The 14,884-nt window shown below is 63.7% G+C and carries 12 protein-coding genes; 9 read left to right on the forward strand and 3 right to left on the reverse strand.

Annotated features, from left to right (window positions below; translation table 11 throughout):
* Positions 1 to 264: 264 nt before the first annotated feature.
* Both ACQRA4_RS05895 and ACQRA4_RS05900 read left to right on the forward strand, forming a co-directional pair.
* Positions 265 to 1,542, forward strand: coding sequence for an adenylosuccinate synthase (locus tag ACQRA4_RS05895; RefSeq protein ID WP_427822165.1), 1,278 nt, complete (start codon positions 265 to 267; stop codon positions 1,540 to 1,542).
* 20 nt (positions 1,543 to 1,562) lie between these two features.
* A complete protein-coding gene (locus ACQRA4_RS05900; RefSeq protein ID WP_427822166.1) occupies positions 1,563 to 2,504 on the forward strand; it encodes a DNA polymerase III subunit delta' in 942 nt (313 codons plus the stop codon).
* 34 nt (positions 2,505 to 2,538) lie between these two features.
* Here ACQRA4_RS05900 and ACQRA4_RS05905 read toward each other — a convergent pair whose 3' ends face one another.
* Complete coding sequence (locus ACQRA4_RS05905) at positions 2,539 to 3,720, reverse strand: MFS transporter (protein WP_427822167.1); 1,182 nt, start codon at positions 3,718 to 3,720, stop codon at positions 2,539 to 2,541.
* A gap of 138 nt (positions 3,721 to 3,858) precedes the next feature.
* Entirely contained in the window at positions 3,859 to 4,335 is a 477-nt protein-coding gene (locus tag ACQRA4_RS05910; RefSeq protein WP_427822168.1) for a hypothetical protein, read from the reverse strand.
* Between the two features lie 512 nt (positions 4,336 to 4,847).
* On the opposite strand from ACQRA4_RS05910, the gene asnS reads away from it, so the two are divergent.
* On the forward strand, positions 4,848 to 6,212 hold the full coding sequence (gene asnS / locus ACQRA4_RS05915; protein ID WP_427822169.1) for an asparagine--tRNA ligase: 1,365 nt from the start codon (positions 4,848 to 4,850) through the stop codon (positions 6,210 to 6,212).
* Between the two features lie 391 nt (positions 6,213 to 6,603).
* Here asnS and ACQRA4_RS05920 read toward each other — a convergent pair whose 3' ends face one another.
* Positions 6,604 to 7,656 carry a CNNM domain-containing protein gene (locus tag ACQRA4_RS05920; protein WP_427822170.1) on the reverse strand — a complete coding sequence of 351 codons (1,053 nt, stop codon included), beginning with the start codon at positions 7,654 to 7,656 and terminating at the stop codon, positions 6,604 to 6,606.
* Between the two features lie 657 nt (positions 7,657 to 8,313).
* Between ACQRA4_RS05920 and ACQRA4_RS05925 the strand changes: the two genes are divergently transcribed.
* The 6 genes from ACQRA4_RS05925 (at position 8,314) to ACQRA4_RS05950 (ending at position 14,792) form a co-directional block, all read left to right on the forward strand.
* A complete protein-coding gene (locus ACQRA4_RS05925) occupies positions 8,314 to 9,165 on the forward strand; it encodes a hypothetical protein (RefSeq protein WP_427822171.1) in 852 nt (283 codons plus the stop codon).
* Between the two features lie 105 nt (positions 9,166 to 9,270).
* The gene (locus ACQRA4_RS05930; protein ID WP_427822172.1) at positions 9,271 to 9,783 is read left to right on the forward strand and encodes a YchJ family protein; all 513 of its coding nucleotides are present in this window, start codon (positions 9,271 to 9,273) and stop codon (positions 9,781 to 9,783) included.
* 2 nt (positions 9,784 to 9,785) lie between these two features.
* Complete coding sequence (locus ACQRA4_RS05935) at positions 9,786 to 10,136, forward strand: hypothetical protein (RefSeq protein ID WP_427822173.1); 351 nt, start codon at positions 9,786 to 9,788, stop codon at positions 10,134 to 10,136.
* 50 nt (positions 10,137 to 10,186) lie between these two features.
* Entirely contained in the window at positions 10,187 to 11,527 is a 1,341-nt protein-coding gene (locus ACQRA4_RS05940; RefSeq protein WP_427822174.1) for a glucose-6-phosphate isomerase, read from the forward strand.
* A gap of 378 nt (positions 11,528 to 11,905) precedes the next feature.
* Complete coding sequence (locus tag ACQRA4_RS05945) at positions 11,906 to 13,420, forward strand: sensor histidine kinase (protein WP_427822175.1); 1,515 nt, start codon at positions 11,906 to 11,908, stop codon at positions 13,418 to 13,420.
* The gene (locus ACQRA4_RS05950) at positions 13,413 to 14,792 is read left to right on the forward strand and encodes a sigma-54-dependent transcriptional regulator (RefSeq protein ID WP_427822176.1); all 1,380 of its coding nucleotides are present in this window, start codon (positions 13,413 to 13,415) and stop codon (positions 14,790 to 14,792) included. The genes ACQRA4_RS05945 and ACQRA4_RS05950 overlap by 8 nt, the downstream gene beginning before the upstream one ends.
* The last annotated feature ends 92 nt before the right edge of the window (positions 14,793 to 14,884 follow it).

Below are 14,884 nucleotides of genomic sequence, written 5' to 3' on the forward strand. Positions count from 1 at the left end.
TGCCTTGCCATCCGGGGTAGGCATCACTACGGCTTTGCGCGCCGCGCCGCCCCGGGCGGCCCTACTGTTTCAGGGCGGTTGCCCCCGCGCGCGAGCCGCGGCGGATGCAGTCACATTACCGAAGCGGAACCACAGGCGGAACAGCGCGGTTTTCCGCTCACTGACGCAGCCGGCGGCGCATCGGCTCTGGGCCGACGCCTGCCGGTTTTCGGACAAGTCAGTATAACCAGACCGCCGAGGGCGGACTTTCAGGCAGGTGAAACCATGACGAATACGGTCATCATCGGCGCGCAGTGGGGCGACGAGGGCAAGGGCAAGATTGTGGACATGCTCAGCGCCCAAAGCCAGGTCATTGTCCGCTTCCAGGGCGGCAACAACGCCGGGCACACCATCAAGGTCAGGGGAGAGGAAACCATCCTGCACCTCATCCCTTCCGGCATTCTGCACGAGGGCAAAATCTGCCTCATTGGCAACGGCGTGGTGCTGGACCCGGCGGTATTTCTCAGCGAGGCGGATCACCTGGCGGCACGCGGCATTGACGTCTCCCCCGCGCGTCTGGGCATCAGCAGGAAAACCCATCTGATCATGCCCTACCACAAAAGTCTGGATAAAGCCCGCGAGGCCAAGCGCGCCGGGCACAAAATCGGCACCACGGGCCGGGGCATCGGCCCCTGCTATGAAGACAAGGCCGCCCGCGTGGGCCTGCGCGCCGGCGATCTTGCCAACCCCGCCCTGGTGCGCGAAAAGGTGCGCCATGCCCTGCTGGAAAAAAACATCCTGCTGCGCGATCTTTACAAATTCGATCCTCTGGACGAGGCGGCGGTCTGCGACGAGCTGCTGGGCCTGGCGCCGCGCCTGCTGCCCTACCTTACGGATGTGGAGGCCCGCGTCCACGAGGCCATGCGGGCGGGGCAGGATGTGCTCTTCGAGGGGGCGCAGGGCATTCATCTGGATATCGACCACGGCACATACCCCTTTGTGACCTCCTCCAACACCGTGGCGGGCAACGCGGCGGCGGGCTGCGGCGTGGCCCCGGCGGCCCTGAACCGCATTGTGGGCATCGTCAAGGCCTACACCACCCGCGTGGGTTCCGGGCCCTTCCCCACAGAACTGCTGGACGACACGGGCAGTTATCTGCGCACCAGGGGGCACGAATTCGGGGCCACCACGGGCCGTCCCCGCCGCTGCGGCTGGCTGGACGCCGTGGTGCTGCGCGAAACCGTGCGCCTCAACGGCCTCACGGACATTGCCCTGACCAAGCTGGATGTGCTTCAGAACCTGCCGGCGCTGCAAATCTGCGTGGCCTATGAGTATGAAGGCCGCCGCCTGGAATATCTGCCGCAGGAGGAAGGCGCGCTGGACAAGGTGACGCCCGTTTACGAAGAACTGCCCGGCTTTGAGGATGACATTTCCGAATGCGCTTCCTTCGGGGAACTGCCGGACACGGTGCAAGGCTACATCCGCCGCATTGAGGAACTCGCCGGCGTGAAAGTCTCCATGATTTCCGTGGGCGCGGACCGTCGCCAGACCATCGTGCGCTGAACCCGCGCCGGGCGGCAGCCATGAACGCGACCCTGCTTCCCGCTGTGGCCGACCCGGCCTTTGAGCGGCTCAAAGCCGTGCTGGACCGGCTGGGCGACGCTCCGCCCCAGGTGTTGCTGCTGGAGGGCGGCAGTGAAGAGCAGCGCCTGGATATGGCGCGTTACTGGGCCGCGCGCTGCAACTGCCCCCAGGCCGCAACCCGGGAGAACGGTTCGCCCTGTCTGGCCTGCCCGGTCTGCCTTCAGATCGCCTCAGGCGAATATCTGGATCTGGCGGCCTATGACGGACGCATCAGCAACCGCGAGGATGAGGAAAATCCCGGTCTTGTGCGCGCCTTCAGCATGCAGCGGGCGCGTGAGCTGAAAAGCCGCCTGCGCGACGCCCCGCACGGCCAGGGCCGCCGGGTGGTGCTGCTCATGGGCCTGGGCCTGAACCGCGACGAAGCGGCCAACGCCCTGCTCAAGGCCCTGGAAGAACCCTCGCCCACCACGGTTTTTGTTCTTCTGGCTCCGCAGCGTGAACAGCTTTTGCCCACCCTGACGTCACGTTCTTTCTGCCTGACCCTGCCCTGGCCTGACAGCCGGACGCGCGACGCGGCCCTGGCCCCCTGGGAAGAGGCGCTGGCCGCCTTTCTGCGCGACGGCCAGGGTTTTCTGGACAAGACCTCGGCACGGGGCGCCGTGGATCAGGCCCTGGCGGAACGCCTGCTGCTGGCCTGCCAGAAAGCCCTGAGCCGCGTGCTGGCCCACGAGGCCGAAGGCCCGCTGGACGCCGCTCTGGCCGCTCTGGACGCGCGTGGCCGGGCCGTGTGCGGCCGTTGGCTGGCCGAGGCGCAGGGCATGCTTCGCTACGGCGTCACGCCCGCCCGCGTGCTGGAGGCTCTGGCCGCGCGGCTTTTTGTGCTGCGGCAGGAAGAGACGCGGACGCCCGCCGCGTCAGCCCTTTCCCGCCAGAGCCCGTAGCGCCGGATGACTTGTCCGTCCGGCGCGGCGGCGTTCATGCCCCGCGCGTCAGACGAAGCCAGCCCCAGAGAGCCGCCCCGGCCGTCAGGCAGGAAAGCGCGCCCGCCGCCGTTACCGCTCCGCCCCAGAACGGCAGGGAGCAGAGCAGCATGGAAACACTGCCGCAAAGCAATGCCCCGCTGTTGATGAGCGCGCTCACCGCGCCATTGTCTCCCCGCACGCGCTGCATCAGCAGCACTGTGGACGGCGGCCGGATGGCGCTGCCGCAAAAGCTTATGAGCGCGTACAGCAGGGCGAAAGCGCACGGCCCGCTGTCGCCAAGGAGCAACAGCAGCCCGCCGGCCAGACAGACCAGCAGCAGGTGGGCGGCAATGACCGCGTTTCTCCTCCAATGCCGGAAAACACGCATGTGCAGCAGGGGCCCCAGCAGGCTCATGCCCGCGTTGAAGGCGAAAAACCAGCTGTATTCCTGCGCGGACAGACCGAAGCGATTCTGAAAAACATAGGGAGAAACCGCCAGATAGGCCATGAAAGGCATGCTCATGGCGGAAAAAAGCAGGAGCGGCGCGGCAAAACCCGGCGCGCGCAGAACCACGAAAACGCGCCCCAGCGCGCGCAGAACCGGGCCCTGTACGGCAACGGCGCGGGTTTCCCGCAGGGCCAGGCCGCCGGCCAGGGCCAGCAGGCCGCACGCGCCCAGGCACCAGAAAATGCCGCGCCAGTTCGTGAGCAGCAGCAGGCCGCCGCCGGCCACCGGGGCCAGCATGGGGGCCAGGATGGTCACGGTCTGAATCCAGGTGACGACCTTTTCCATGGGCTTGCCGCGCAGAATGTCCTTGACCACGGCCAGGGACATGGCGCTGACCGCCCCGCTGCCCACAGCCTGAAGACCGCGCCAGAACAGCAGCGGCCCGATGGAAGCGGCCAGGGCGATGCAAATGCTGGACAGGACGTAAAGCGCGCTGCCGGCCAGCAGAACGGGCCTGCGGCCGTATTTGTCGCTGAGCGGCCCCCAGACCAGCATGGACAGGGCAAAGAGCAGCAGAAAGCTGCTTACGGTAAGGCTGACCAGACTGTAAGAGGTGTTCAGGGCTTCAGCCATACGCGGCAGGGCGGGCAGGCACATGTCTGTGGACAGCGGGGCGAAAGCGCCCAGAAAAGCCAGATAGGCCATCAATCGTCGATTGCCCCAGGCGAAGAATACGCGTCTGGACATGCGGCCTCCTCCGCGCCCCGCCCGCAACTGGGCCGGAACACGATGCGCAAAACAGACAAAAAAGCTCCCGCCACGAGGGGAGCTTTTTTGTCATGCAGGTTTTCCGAAAAAAGCTGTCGACGACGCCCGCGCGGGGCGCTATTTCCACAAGTTGCCGTATTTGGCCGCTATGCCGTCAGTGCGCTCCACCAGTTTGTCCACCAGGGCGTCCAAATCGTCATAATTGACCGTGCCCACTTCCCTGGCCAGCAGATAACCGAGATAGCCCTTGCCCTGGCTGAACACCCAGCACACCCCGTACACCGACCCCACGCCGGGGCGGCCCGGAAATTCCGGGGCGGTGCTCACCAGCAGGCGCAGCTTGGGCGCATCCTTTTCTTCATCATCATTGAGCGTGAACAGGTTGCTCTGGTTGAAGCGCTCCTTGAGCCTGGTGCCCAGACGCGCCCCGATGCTGTCCGTGCCCTCAAGCTGCACGCTGACCACGGAAACGCGATCCGCGCTTTTTTCCGGCCTGTCCTGTACGGGTTTGCCCGCCTGCGGGGCGGCGGCCGAGGCGTTGCCCGCCAGGGTCAGAATGCAGACAACAGCCAGAATGCGGAAAATATTTTTCATGTATTTTTCCCTCAGAAAAGCAAAAAGCCATGATCAGCCCGCCATGCCGGGAAGAAGTCGGCATAATTTGGGCACGCTTGCATGTGGCGACTCTACACAATCTTTAGAAAAAGTCCAAGGGGTGGGAGGGCTTTTCAGGCGGTAAGCGCATGCGATTGAAATTTATTCATAATTCGGCCAGGAGCTGACGCATGAAGGCCATTCGCCCCAAAAGCTTTTTGGGCTTCAGTTCCGGCGCTTTTCGCGCCGCGCCGGGCTTTCGTCCGGCGTGAGAAGCCATTTCATGTGAATCATGGAATGACGCCTGCAAAAAATCAGCTTCATTCCTCATGGAAGCTCCGTCCGCTAAAAGCCGCCTTGCGTCAGACGAGACGCCGGGGCCGCGCCCGCCATGTCCTTTTCACGCGAGCTTGCCCCGGAGGCCCCGCCCCGCTCTTGAGCCGCGCGCGCGGAAAGGCTACACTGCGCCAATTCTTCCTGAGCGAAATTCATCCGCAAGGAGTGACCCCACCATGCAGCGCACACTCATCATCGACGCCCTCAACGCCGAAAGGGCGCGCGACGACATCACCCTCTGCGGCTGGGTGCGTACCCGCCGCGACGCCAAGGGCTTTTCTTTTGTGGAGCTCAACGACGGTTCCTGCCTGGCCAACATGCAATGCATTGTGGACGAGGGAACCGAGGCCCACGCGGCACTGGGCGGAGCCAACACGGGCGCGGCCCTGGCCGTGAGCGGCGAGCTGACGCCCTCGCCGGGCAAGGGCCAGAAATGGGAGGTGCGGGCCAAGAGCGTCACGGTCTTCGGGCTGGCCGACCCGGCAAGCTTTCCCCTGCAGAAAAAGCGCCATACCGACGAATTTTTGCGCGGCATCGCCCATTTACGCGCGCGCACCAACAAGTACGGCGCGACCTTCCGCATCCGTTCCGAGGCTGGGCGCGCGGTGCACGACTTTTTTCATGGGCGGCGTTTCGCCTGGGTGCACACGCCCGTGCTCACCGGTTCGGACTGTGAAGGCGCCGGCGAGATGTTCCGCGTGACCACCCTTGCGCCGGGTGAAAAAAACGCGGGCGGCGACTTTTTCAACCGCCCCTGCAATCTCACCGTCTCTGGCCAGCTGGAGGCCGAAGCCCTGGCGCTGGGCCTGGGGCGGGTCTACGCCTTCGGCCCCACCTTCCGCGCGGAAAATTCCAACACGCCGCGCCATGCCGCCGAATTCTGGATGATTGAACCCGAAATGGCCTTTGCGGATCTCGCGGACCTCATGGAACTGGGCGAAAGCCTTACCCGTCACGTCGTAGAGCATGTGCTGATCCGCTGCGAAGCGGATGTGAAGCTTTTTGACAATTTTGTGGACAAGGGCCTGCTGGATCGCCTGCGCGGTCTGTTGCGGCAGCCCTTCGCCCGCGTGCCCTATGCCGAGGCCATCCATATTCTTGAGAACAGCGACCGGGAGTTTGCCTTTCCCGTGACTTTCGGCGTGGACCTGCAAACCGAGCACGAGCGCTATCTGGCCGAAGAGCACTTTCAGCGGCCGGTCATCGTTTATGATTATCCCAAGGAAATCAAGGCGTTCTACATGCGTCTCAATGACGACAACGAAACTGTGGCGGCCATGGACATACTGGCGCCGCGTATCGGCGAGCTCATCGGCGGTTCCCAGCGTGAGGAACGCCTGGATCTCCTGGAGGCCCGCATCCGCGAGCTGGGGCAAAAACCTGAAGACTACTGGTGGTATCTGGATTTGCGGCGCTTCGGCAGCGTGCCGCACGCGGGCTTCGGTCTGGGTTTCGAGCGCCTGCTGATGCTGCTCACGGGCATTACCAACATTCGCGACGTGATTCCCTTCCCGCGCACGCCGGGCAATCTGGAGTTTTAGGGGCAGCCCCTGCCAACGCGCCGGGGTTTGGGTTGCGGGGCCTGTGCAATGCCGCAATGATTTAAAAGGGCTTTTAGGCGCTGGCCGCGTCAGCGGGTGATTCTTGCCGGCGCGAAAATGTTTTAGCGCCGGCGGATGGAAAATAAGCAACAATGGACAAATCCCCCGGCAAAAGCCGGGGGACGCCCAAAGCTTGACCCAACGCCTCTGGCGAGGCCTGAACCCGGAGCGTTTTGCATTGAAAATATTCGCCGGCCAGAACCCCAAGTTCTGACCCGCGGTCTTCACGCCTCCATCGGGGCTGACGCCGCAAGTGCAGTGCGGCGGCTCCGATGTGGCGGCGGAATTTCGCCCCGCCCGGCTCCGCAGAGCGTTTCATGCGCAAAAGGCCCTAGGGCGCGGGCCTGTCCGCGACGCTCTTGCGCGTCAGTGCCCGGCGTCGTTCCCGCGCCAGGGCGCGCAAATCCGCCACATTGTCGCTTTCGTCCATGATTTCGCTGCCCAGAATTTCCTCCAGCACATCCTCCAGGGAGACCACGCCGGCCAGACCGCCGTATTCATCCAGCACGGCAAAAAGGTGCACGCGAGCCTTGAGCAGCTCGCGCAGCAGCAGATCCAGCCTCTGGCTTTCCTGCACGAAGTGAAGGGGGCGCATGATCCCGGACAGGCGGACAGACTGCTTGCCATCCCTGACGCAGCGGCCCAGGGTGCGGCGCTCCACCAGACCCACCAGGTCCTCGTTGTCCTCGCCGTAGACGGGAATGCGGCTGAAGTGCCAGATGCGCGGATCCTTGTAGGCTTCTTCCACTGTCATATCCTCAGGCAGGGAGAAGACCACGGTACGCGGGGTCATCACTTCATGCACGCGCTTTTGATCCAGAGCCAGGACGTTGCGAATGAAGTTCTCCTCATAGGGCTTGATCCGTCCGGCCTGACGCGAAAGGCTGGTCACGGCGCAGATGTCATCCTCGGAAATCTGCGGCGCGCTGGATGGCGGGGAGAGCAGGCGGGTGAGCAGGCCCGTGAGCCAGAGTACCGGCGACAGCAGTCTGACCATTACGTTCAGGGGCCGCGCCAGGGCTCCGGCCAGCGGCGTGGCGTAGGCCACCCCCAGGGTTTTGGGCACGATTTCGCCAAACGCCAGAATCAGAATGGTGAAGCCCAGAGCGAAAAGCGCCATGTGCTCCGAGCCAAAAGCCGCCAGAAAGGCCGCTCCCGCGATGGTGGAGCCGGCGGTATTGGCCACGGTGTTCAGGGTCAGAATGGCGGCAATGGGTTTGTCCACCTCGGTGCGCATTTTGTAGAGCAACTCGCCCGCAGGGCGACCCATGCGGCGCAGGCGTTCAATGGCGGACCAGGGAACGGCGTACAGAGCCGCCTCGGTGAGCGAACAGGAAAACGAAACCAGAACGGCTATGCCGACGGCCAGGATAAGGGTGAGCATGATGCGGCATCCTGCTGCGGGTTGCGAACCTGCCCTGACGGCCCGAAAGAGCGCCGCAGGCTGGCCCGTATTATATGGATAAACTATATCTCGACGGAACGGCCTTGGCAATTGCCGCCCGGGCAACCAAGGGAGGGGAAAAGAAGCGAGAGAAAAAACGCCTGACGCCAGGCGGCTTGAGGGCGGCAGCCCATAGCCGCGAGACTTTCTGAAAACCGGTGGCGCGGCATAGTGTCCTTGTCGTCAACCATGAGGGGGAAAGCATGTCGCAAGCCGCGCACGGCAGGCATGACATCGCTGACAGAGTGTGGGAAAAACCAGAACCGCTTTTTCCGGTTCTTCCGGGAGGGGCGGGAGGCTATAAATGCCGCCCTGGGGATTATGCGCCCCGGCGCGCCTTGCCGCCTTGAAAGAATGGCCTGGAATTACGACAAGATATGCTAAAAATACGCTGTCATTTCCTGACGCCATGCATGGCAGGCGCATTTTTTCTGGGCTTCAATCTCGTGGCCATACGCCAGAGGACAGTCCCATGACTTTTCATACAGCCAGAACTCAGGGGCACGCCGGGGTTGACGCCTGGCGCGCTCTCGGTTTGTTGGCGGCTTTGCCGTTTATTTTGCTTGTCCTGCCGACAGGCCGCGTTTATAGTAAACCATGTCTTCTGTAACGGAACTTTGGCAAGCCCTGCGGCGGCATCGCCGCCTTCAGCGCTTCTGGGGCGGGTGCAGCGCCGTGCTGCTGGCGACGGCCCTGCTGGGGCTGCTCGACGGCGTGCAGGCGCTGATGCGTCTGGGTTCGGATCATCTGGAAATGCTGCCCGGCGCTTCTGAAACCATTTCCGGCCCCTGTCCTTTCAAAAATCCTCTCAGCAGCGACATAGAGGCGCGTTTTACGCCTGAAAACGCTCCTCTTTATTTCAGCCTGGAAGGTTTTTTCGCCGGCTACTGGTTCGGCAACGGCATGTGGCGCGGCGAAGTGCGGGCCGAGCCGGACGCCGGGCCGGGCCGTTACGCGTTGCGCGTCGTCTTCAAGGGGGCCGCCGCACAGAGCGCGCAGAAATATGTGGTGGCGCTCTGGCCCGACGAGGCATCCCGGCGGGCGGCTTCGCCTTCCTGGATTCGTCGCGTCACGGGCTGGAACGCCTTCATCACGGCCGCCCTGTTCGGCTGCCTGGGCATTCTCTGTGGCCTGGGCACCTATCTGCTGGGCCGGCGCTGCTTTCGCCTGCTGGCGGCGCTGGGCTGCGCCGAGGTTTTCCGCGTCAGCGCGGGCGGCGCGCCCCGCCGCATCTGGTGTCTGGCTTCCGCGCCCGGCGCGCCCCGCCCCGGCGATGTTCGCCCGGTTCTGGACGACGCCGGGCAGCCCCTGGGCGACGCTCGCGCGGAAAAAGCCCACAAGGGCGTGCTGGAACTGGTCATGCTGGACAACGCGTCCGTGCTTCCCGGTTGTCTGGTTTGCCTGCGCCCCGACGTCGTTTCCCGGCCCCAGGCGGGCGGACGCGACTGACGGGCCGCGCCCGTCCTGCTCTTGCCGCCTGTGGGGCCATAGGCTATGCTGTGACGGAAGAACAAGGCCCATTCCGGGCCGCTTCAAACAAAGGCGGCTTGTTTCATGTCCCAACTCTGTCCTTGCGGCAGCGGCCTGCCCCTTGCGGACTGTTGCGGCCCCTATCTTGACGGCAAGGCCTGGCCGCATAGCGCCGAAGCGCTGATGCGTTCGCGCTATGCGGCGTATGCGCTGGGGCGTTATGACTGGCTGGTGGAGAGCACACACCCCGATTTCCGCGCGGAAATTTCCGCTGAAAAACTGGCGGAGCAGGGGAGGGACGTGCGCTGGCTTCGCCTGGAAATGGGCCAATGCGCGAATGACGCGCCCGTGGGTGAAAATGGCGAACATTACGATATTGTTGAATTTCGCGCGTTCTATGAATTGGATGGCATCCCCCGGCAGTTGGGCGAGAAAAGTTTTTTCCGGCGCAAGGACGATAAAATCTATTATGTGGACGGCGTGGCCCTGCGCCCGGCGGCGTACCGGCGGCCCGAACCCAAGGTGGGACGCAATGATCCCTGCCCGTGCGGCAGCGGCAGGAAATACAAGAAATGCTGCGGGGCGGCGGCTGAATAAGCATGGGCAGAAGCGGCGCCATAGCGCTTATCCGGCAATTTTGTCTGGAATGCCAGGGGGCGTCCTCCCGATCGGTGCGTTCCTGCCCTGACGCGCGGTGTCCCTTATGGGGCTGGCGGCTGGCGGCCTTGCCCGGCGAAACGCCCCCGACCCCGGAGGAGGACGCCGTGCGGGCGGCCTTGCGCGCCGTGCGGCGACAATGCATGAACTGCGCGGGCAACCGGCGCGAAGTGCGGGCCTGTCAGGCGCGTGAGAGCTGTCCGCTCTGGCGCTGCCGTTTCGGCGTGCGTCCGCGAACCTACAGGGCCGTGCGCCGCCGTTTTTTCGCGCCCAAGGCCCTGCGGCTTTTCTGACCTTGTTTTCTGTATGTCTTCAGGCCAATCCGTTACGCGGGAGGTGCGTCATGTCCCATAATCTTGAATGGTCCAGAGCGTATACAGGCCGTCTGCCAGAGGCGGCGGCCGCGGCCTGCGCGGCCCGGAGCGCGGAGCTGGCGCAACGCCTGTCTCGTGAGGCGGCCGCCGGCGAATTGCCTTTTCTGACCATGCCCTATCGCGCCAGGCTGGAAGCGGCGCTGGAGCCGCTGGTTCCGCGTCTCAGGGCCTTCAGGCACATGCTGGTGCTGGGCATTGGCGGTTCGGCCCTGGGCGCGCGCGCCATGCAGCGGGCCTTTGCGCCGGGGCAGGACGGTCCGGCTCACCAAGGGCCCTGGCTCTGGATTGCGGACAATGTCTGCGCCGAACAGTTCGAAGCCCTGCTCGGCAAGCTTGACGCCGCTGAAACAGTTGTGGTCTGCATCAGCAAATCCGGCGGCACCATTGAAACCCTGGCCCAGTACTTTCTTGTGCGCGACTGGCTCAAGACCTCACTGGAGGAAAGCTGGCGGGAACGGATGATTGTGGTGACCGACGAGCGCAAGGGCTATTTGCGCGAGGAAGCCGCGCGGCACGGCCTCACGGCCCTGGAAGTGCCGGATTATCTGGGTGGCCGCTATTCCGCCCTGTCCGCCGTGGGGCTGCTGCCCGCCGCTTTTCTGGGCATCGACTGGCGGGCTCTGCTGGACGGCGCGGCCGATGTGGCCCGCCCCCTGGCGGAACATCCCGACAGCATCGGGCGGCATCCATCCTTCGCGCTGGCCTGCTGGGCCAAGGCCCTGGAGGATCATGGCTACAGTCAGTTGATTTTTTTCTGCTACATTCCGCAATGGGCCGCCTATGGCTCATGGTTTGCGCAGCTCTGGGCGGAAAGTCTGGGCAAGGAAGGCCAGGGCAGCATGCCGACGCCGGCCACCGGGGTGACGGATCAGCACTCCATCAACCAGATGTTTCTGGACGGCCGCAGGGACAAGGGCTGCCTTTTTCTGACCAGCCGCGCCCAGCCCCAGGGCCGCTCGTTTGGCATGGATCTGCCCGAACAATGGTCCTGGCTGCGCGGCAAGCCGTTCGGCAGCCTGCTGGAGGCCGAGGCGCTTGGCACACGCATGGCCCTGTGCAAGAGCGGCGTGCCTCTGGTGCATATAGAGATGGGCGATACCGGGCCTCGCGCCGCCGGCTCACTGATGATGCTGCTGGAGGCGACCACAGTGTTCACCGGCTGGCTCATGGGCATCAACCCTCTGGACCAACCGGCTGTGGAGCTGGGCAAGCGCCTGGCCAACACCCGTCTGGGCGCGGCAGGTCATCCGCAGGAAGAGGCGGATTTGGCCGCATATCTGGCTGCGCCGCAATGCAGGCAGGGTTTTTAGAGCGCATTGCCTTTGAAAAAGGCATGAGCTTCCGGAGACCGCGGGGGCGGGCGCCCACGCCGGAAGGCTTTTGCATCCGTCCAGCCGGGAGGGCGACCCCGCCGCCGTTGAAGGCGTCGCCCAGGCGGTCTGTGCCGTGTATCTGAACCGTTGAGGTCATGAAGGAAAATCTGGCCTGGTATGCGCGACTGGGCTATGCCGAACGTCACAGACGGGCGGAAAAAGGCCGCCGCGTGCGCCTCGTCAAAACGCTTGTGTGACGCCGTTTTTCGTTTTCGCGGCCCTGCGGATATGTCAGGGCTTTCGGCATGTCGTCCGAGGCCCGCAACGCCCTTCAGCTTTGAGCATTGTATGGCTAATCTTTCCAGAGAGGCGTGTATGAGCCAGCCAAAGCCGGCGGAGCCGGAAAACAGCGACTGCCGCCGGCAGGAAGCGCCCGTGGAAAGCGCCCTGCCCCTGAGCTATGCCCGCACGCTGTCCTGGCTGTCGCTGGGGGTCATTCTGCTGACCAGCCTTGGACTGTCCTTTTTTATTTCCAATTCAGCGCGCGAAACGCTGCTGACCCGTCAGGAAGATTTTGCGCGGCTGCTGGTGGAAAATCTCAACAGCCAGATTTTCCGGCGCTTTGCCCTGCCCACCATTCTGGCCAACGGGCGCATCGCCCTGCGCCAGCCCGCCCAGTACGAACGACTGGATCAGGTGGTGCAGTCCGTGATTCACGGGCTGCCCGTGGAGCGACTGCGCATCTATGACTTTTCGCGTCTGGTGGCCTATTCCACCAGAAAGGAAGACCTGGGCCGGGCGGGCCTCTCGCCGCCCAATCTGGACGACGTGCTGCACGGCGCGGTGCCCAAATCTGAGATCATTTCCAGCATGCCGGCCTGGCAGGCCCCTTTTCGGATGCCGTTGCGCGAGGGGGCCTTTGTGCTGCGCGTGCTTTACCCCCTGCGCGGCGAAACCCTGCGCCCCGGCGAGCAGGCCCCGGTCATGGGCGCGCTGGAGCTTACTCAGGACATTACCGGCGACTATGAACAGGTGCTGACCTTTCAGGGCATCATTGTGGTCATGTGCCTTTTGTCTTCGGTGATCCTGTTCGGCCTGCTGCTGATGCTCATCCACCGCGCCGAGCGCATTCTGGCCGAGCGCATGCACAAAAACCGGCTGCTGGAAAACGAGCTGCACAACAATGAAAGGCTTGCCGGCATGGGGCGGGTGGTGGCCAGCATCGCCCATGAGATACGCAACCCCCTGGGCATCATCCGTTCCAGCGCGGAACTGCTCCAGCGCCGTACGGACAAGGCCGACGCGGGCACTTCGCGCATTCTGGGCGCCATTTATGACGAGTCGGTGCGTCTTTCCCAGACGGTCAACGATTTTCTGGACTACGCCCGTCCGCGCCAGCCCCGCCAGAGTCTGACGGACGTGAATCTGGTGCTGGATCAGGTGCTGGCTTTTCTGGAAGGCGAACTGCGCCGCCATGCTGTGGCCGTGGAGCGCGAGACCGCGTCCGGCCTGTTCGTACGCGGGGACAAGGATTTGCTGTACCGGGCCTTTTACAATATTCTGGTTAACGGTCAGCAGGCTATGGACGGGCCGGGCATTATGCGGATTCGCGGCTGGCTGGAGCCGGGGCAGGGCAAGGGCTCGGGCCGCGTGCGCCTGGAATTTCTGGATTCCGGGCCGGGTTTCGACAGCGCAGTCCTGCCCAATCTGCTGGACCCCTTCTTCACCACCAAGGAGGGGGGCACGGGCCTTGGCCTGCCCATCGTCCAATCGATCATCGCCAGTCACGGCGGTCAGATCGAACTTGAAAACGGCCCCGAAGGCGGGGCGCTGGCGCGGGTGCTCCTGCCCGCCGCCGACCCGGAAGCGCCCGAGGTTCAAGATGAGTGAGAAATCGCATATTCTGGTTCTGGACGACGAAAAAAACTATCTTCTGGTTCTTCAGACCCTGCTGGAGGACGAGGGCTATACGGTCACGGCCATCAGCGATCCGGAAACAGCCCTGGCTTTTCTGAATGAAAGCGAAGTGGATGTGGTGGTGACGGACATGAAGATGCCCAAGGTCACCGGCCGCGAGGTGCTGCAACGGGTCAAGAAGACCTGGCCGCATATTCCCGTGCTGATCATGACGGCCTTTGGCTCCATCGAAAGCGCGGTGGAGGTGATGAAATACGGGGCTTTCGATTATATCACCAAGCCCTTTTCCAATGACGAGTTGCTGCTCTCCATCCATAACGCCGCAGAGCTTGCCCGCGCCCACCGTCAGTACCGGCTGTTGCAGGAGGTCATGGAAGAGCGCTACGGCGTGCACAAAATCGTGGGCCGCAGCCGGGCCATACGCGATGTGCTGGTCATGGTGGAGCGCGCCGCGCCCAGCCGCTCCACCGTGCTGATCACCGGAGAATCGGGCACCGGCAAAGAGCTGGTGGCCCGCGCCATCCACTACGCCAGCCCCCGCAAGGACAAGCCCTTTGTTTCCGTGAACTGCATGGCCCTGAACCCCGGCGTACTGGAAAGCGAATTGTTCGGCCATGAAAAAGGCTCTTTCACTGGCGCGGTGGCCATGCGGCGCGGCCGTTTTGAGCAGGCTGACGGCGGCACGCTTTTTCTGGATGAAATTGCCGAGCTGACGCCGGATCTTCAGGTGAAGCTGCTGCGCGTGCTGCAGGAACGCCGCTTCGAGCGCGTGGGCGGGGGCGAAGAAATTGAGGTGGACATCCGTGTGGTGGCGGCCACCAACAAAGACCTGGCCGCTCTGGTGGAAAAGGGCGTCTTTCGCGATGACCTCTATTACCGCCTGAACGTGGTTCAGATTCCCCTGCCGCCCCTGCGGGAACGGCGGGAGGACATCCCCCTGCTGGTGGCTCATTTTGTGGAAAAGGTCATCGCGGACAACAACATGCCGTCCAAGACCTTCAGCACCGAAGCCCTCAATTATCTCACCGGTTACGAATGGCCGGGCAACATCCGCCAGTTGGAAAACGTGGTGGAAAGCTGCCTGGTGCTGGTGCCGGGCTCAATCATTGAGGTGGACAATCTTCCGGCGGAAATCCGCGACGAGGAATCCCAGTTCAAAAGCGCTGTGGATCTGCTGCCCGTGCAACTGGACCTGGCCGACACGCTGGAAAAGATTGAGGCCGCCCTGATTCGCCGGGCGCTGGTGCGCGCCGATCTGGTGCAGGTCAAGGCGGCGGAGTATCTGGGCATTTCCAAAAGCCTGCTTCAGTACAAGCTGAAAAAATACGGCATTACCGGGCATTGACGTCAGCCCCGCTGCCGTGCGGCTGTTTGGAAAGCGGCGTTTTGCGCAATGCCGCGATGGTCGGAAACGGGCTTTTCGCGCCGCGCCGGACT

This window comes from Desulfovibrio sp. SGI.169 (genome assembly GCF_050313595.1).
Lineage (GTDB): Bacteria > Desulfobacterota > Desulfovibrionia > Desulfovibrionales > Desulfovibrionaceae > Desulfovibrio.

Coding starts and splice junctions, on each gene's coding strand:
- ACQRA4_RS05895 (WP_427822165.1), top strand. CDS start 265: ATGACGAATACGGTCATCATCGGCGCGCAGTGGGGCGACGAGGGCAAG.
- ACQRA4_RS05900 (WP_427822166.1), top strand. CDS start 1,563: ATGAACGCGACCCTGCTTCCCGCTGTGGCCGACCCGGCCTTTGAGCGG.
- ACQRA4_RS05905 (WP_427822167.1), bottom strand. CDS start 3,720: ATGTCCAGACGCGTATTCTTCGCCTGGGGCAATCGACGATTGATGGCC.
- ACQRA4_RS05910 (WP_427822168.1), bottom strand. CDS start 4,335: ATGAAAAATATTTTCCGCATTCTGGCTGTTGTCTGCATTCTGACCCTG.
- asnS (WP_427822169.1), top strand. CDS start 4,848: ATGCAGCGCACACTCATCATCGACGCCCTCAACGCCGAAAGGGCGCGC.
- ACQRA4_RS05920 (WP_427822170.1), bottom strand. CDS start 7,656: ATGCTCACCCTTATCCTGGCCGTCGGCATAGCCGTTCTGGTTTCGTTT.
- ACQRA4_RS05925 (WP_427822171.1), top strand. CDS start 8,314: ATGTCTTCTGTAACGGAACTTTGGCAAGCCCTGCGGCGGCATCGCCGC.
- ACQRA4_RS05930 (WP_427822172.1), top strand. CDS start 9,271: ATGTCCCAACTCTGTCCTTGCGGCAGCGGCCTGCCCCTTGCGGACTGT.
- ACQRA4_RS05935 (WP_427822173.1), top strand. CDS start 9,786: ATGGGCAGAAGCGGCGCCATAGCGCTTATCCGGCAATTTTGTCTGGAA.
- ACQRA4_RS05940 (WP_427822174.1), top strand. CDS start 10,187: ATGTCCCATAATCTTGAATGGTCCAGAGCGTATACAGGCCGTCTGCCA.
- ACQRA4_RS05945 (WP_427822175.1), top strand. CDS start 11,906: ATGAGCCAGCCAAAGCCGGCGGAGCCGGAAAACAGCGACTGCCGCCGG.
- ACQRA4_RS05950 (WP_427822176.1), top strand. CDS start 13,413: ATGAGTGAGAAATCGCATATTCTGGTTCTGGACGACGAAAAAAACTAT.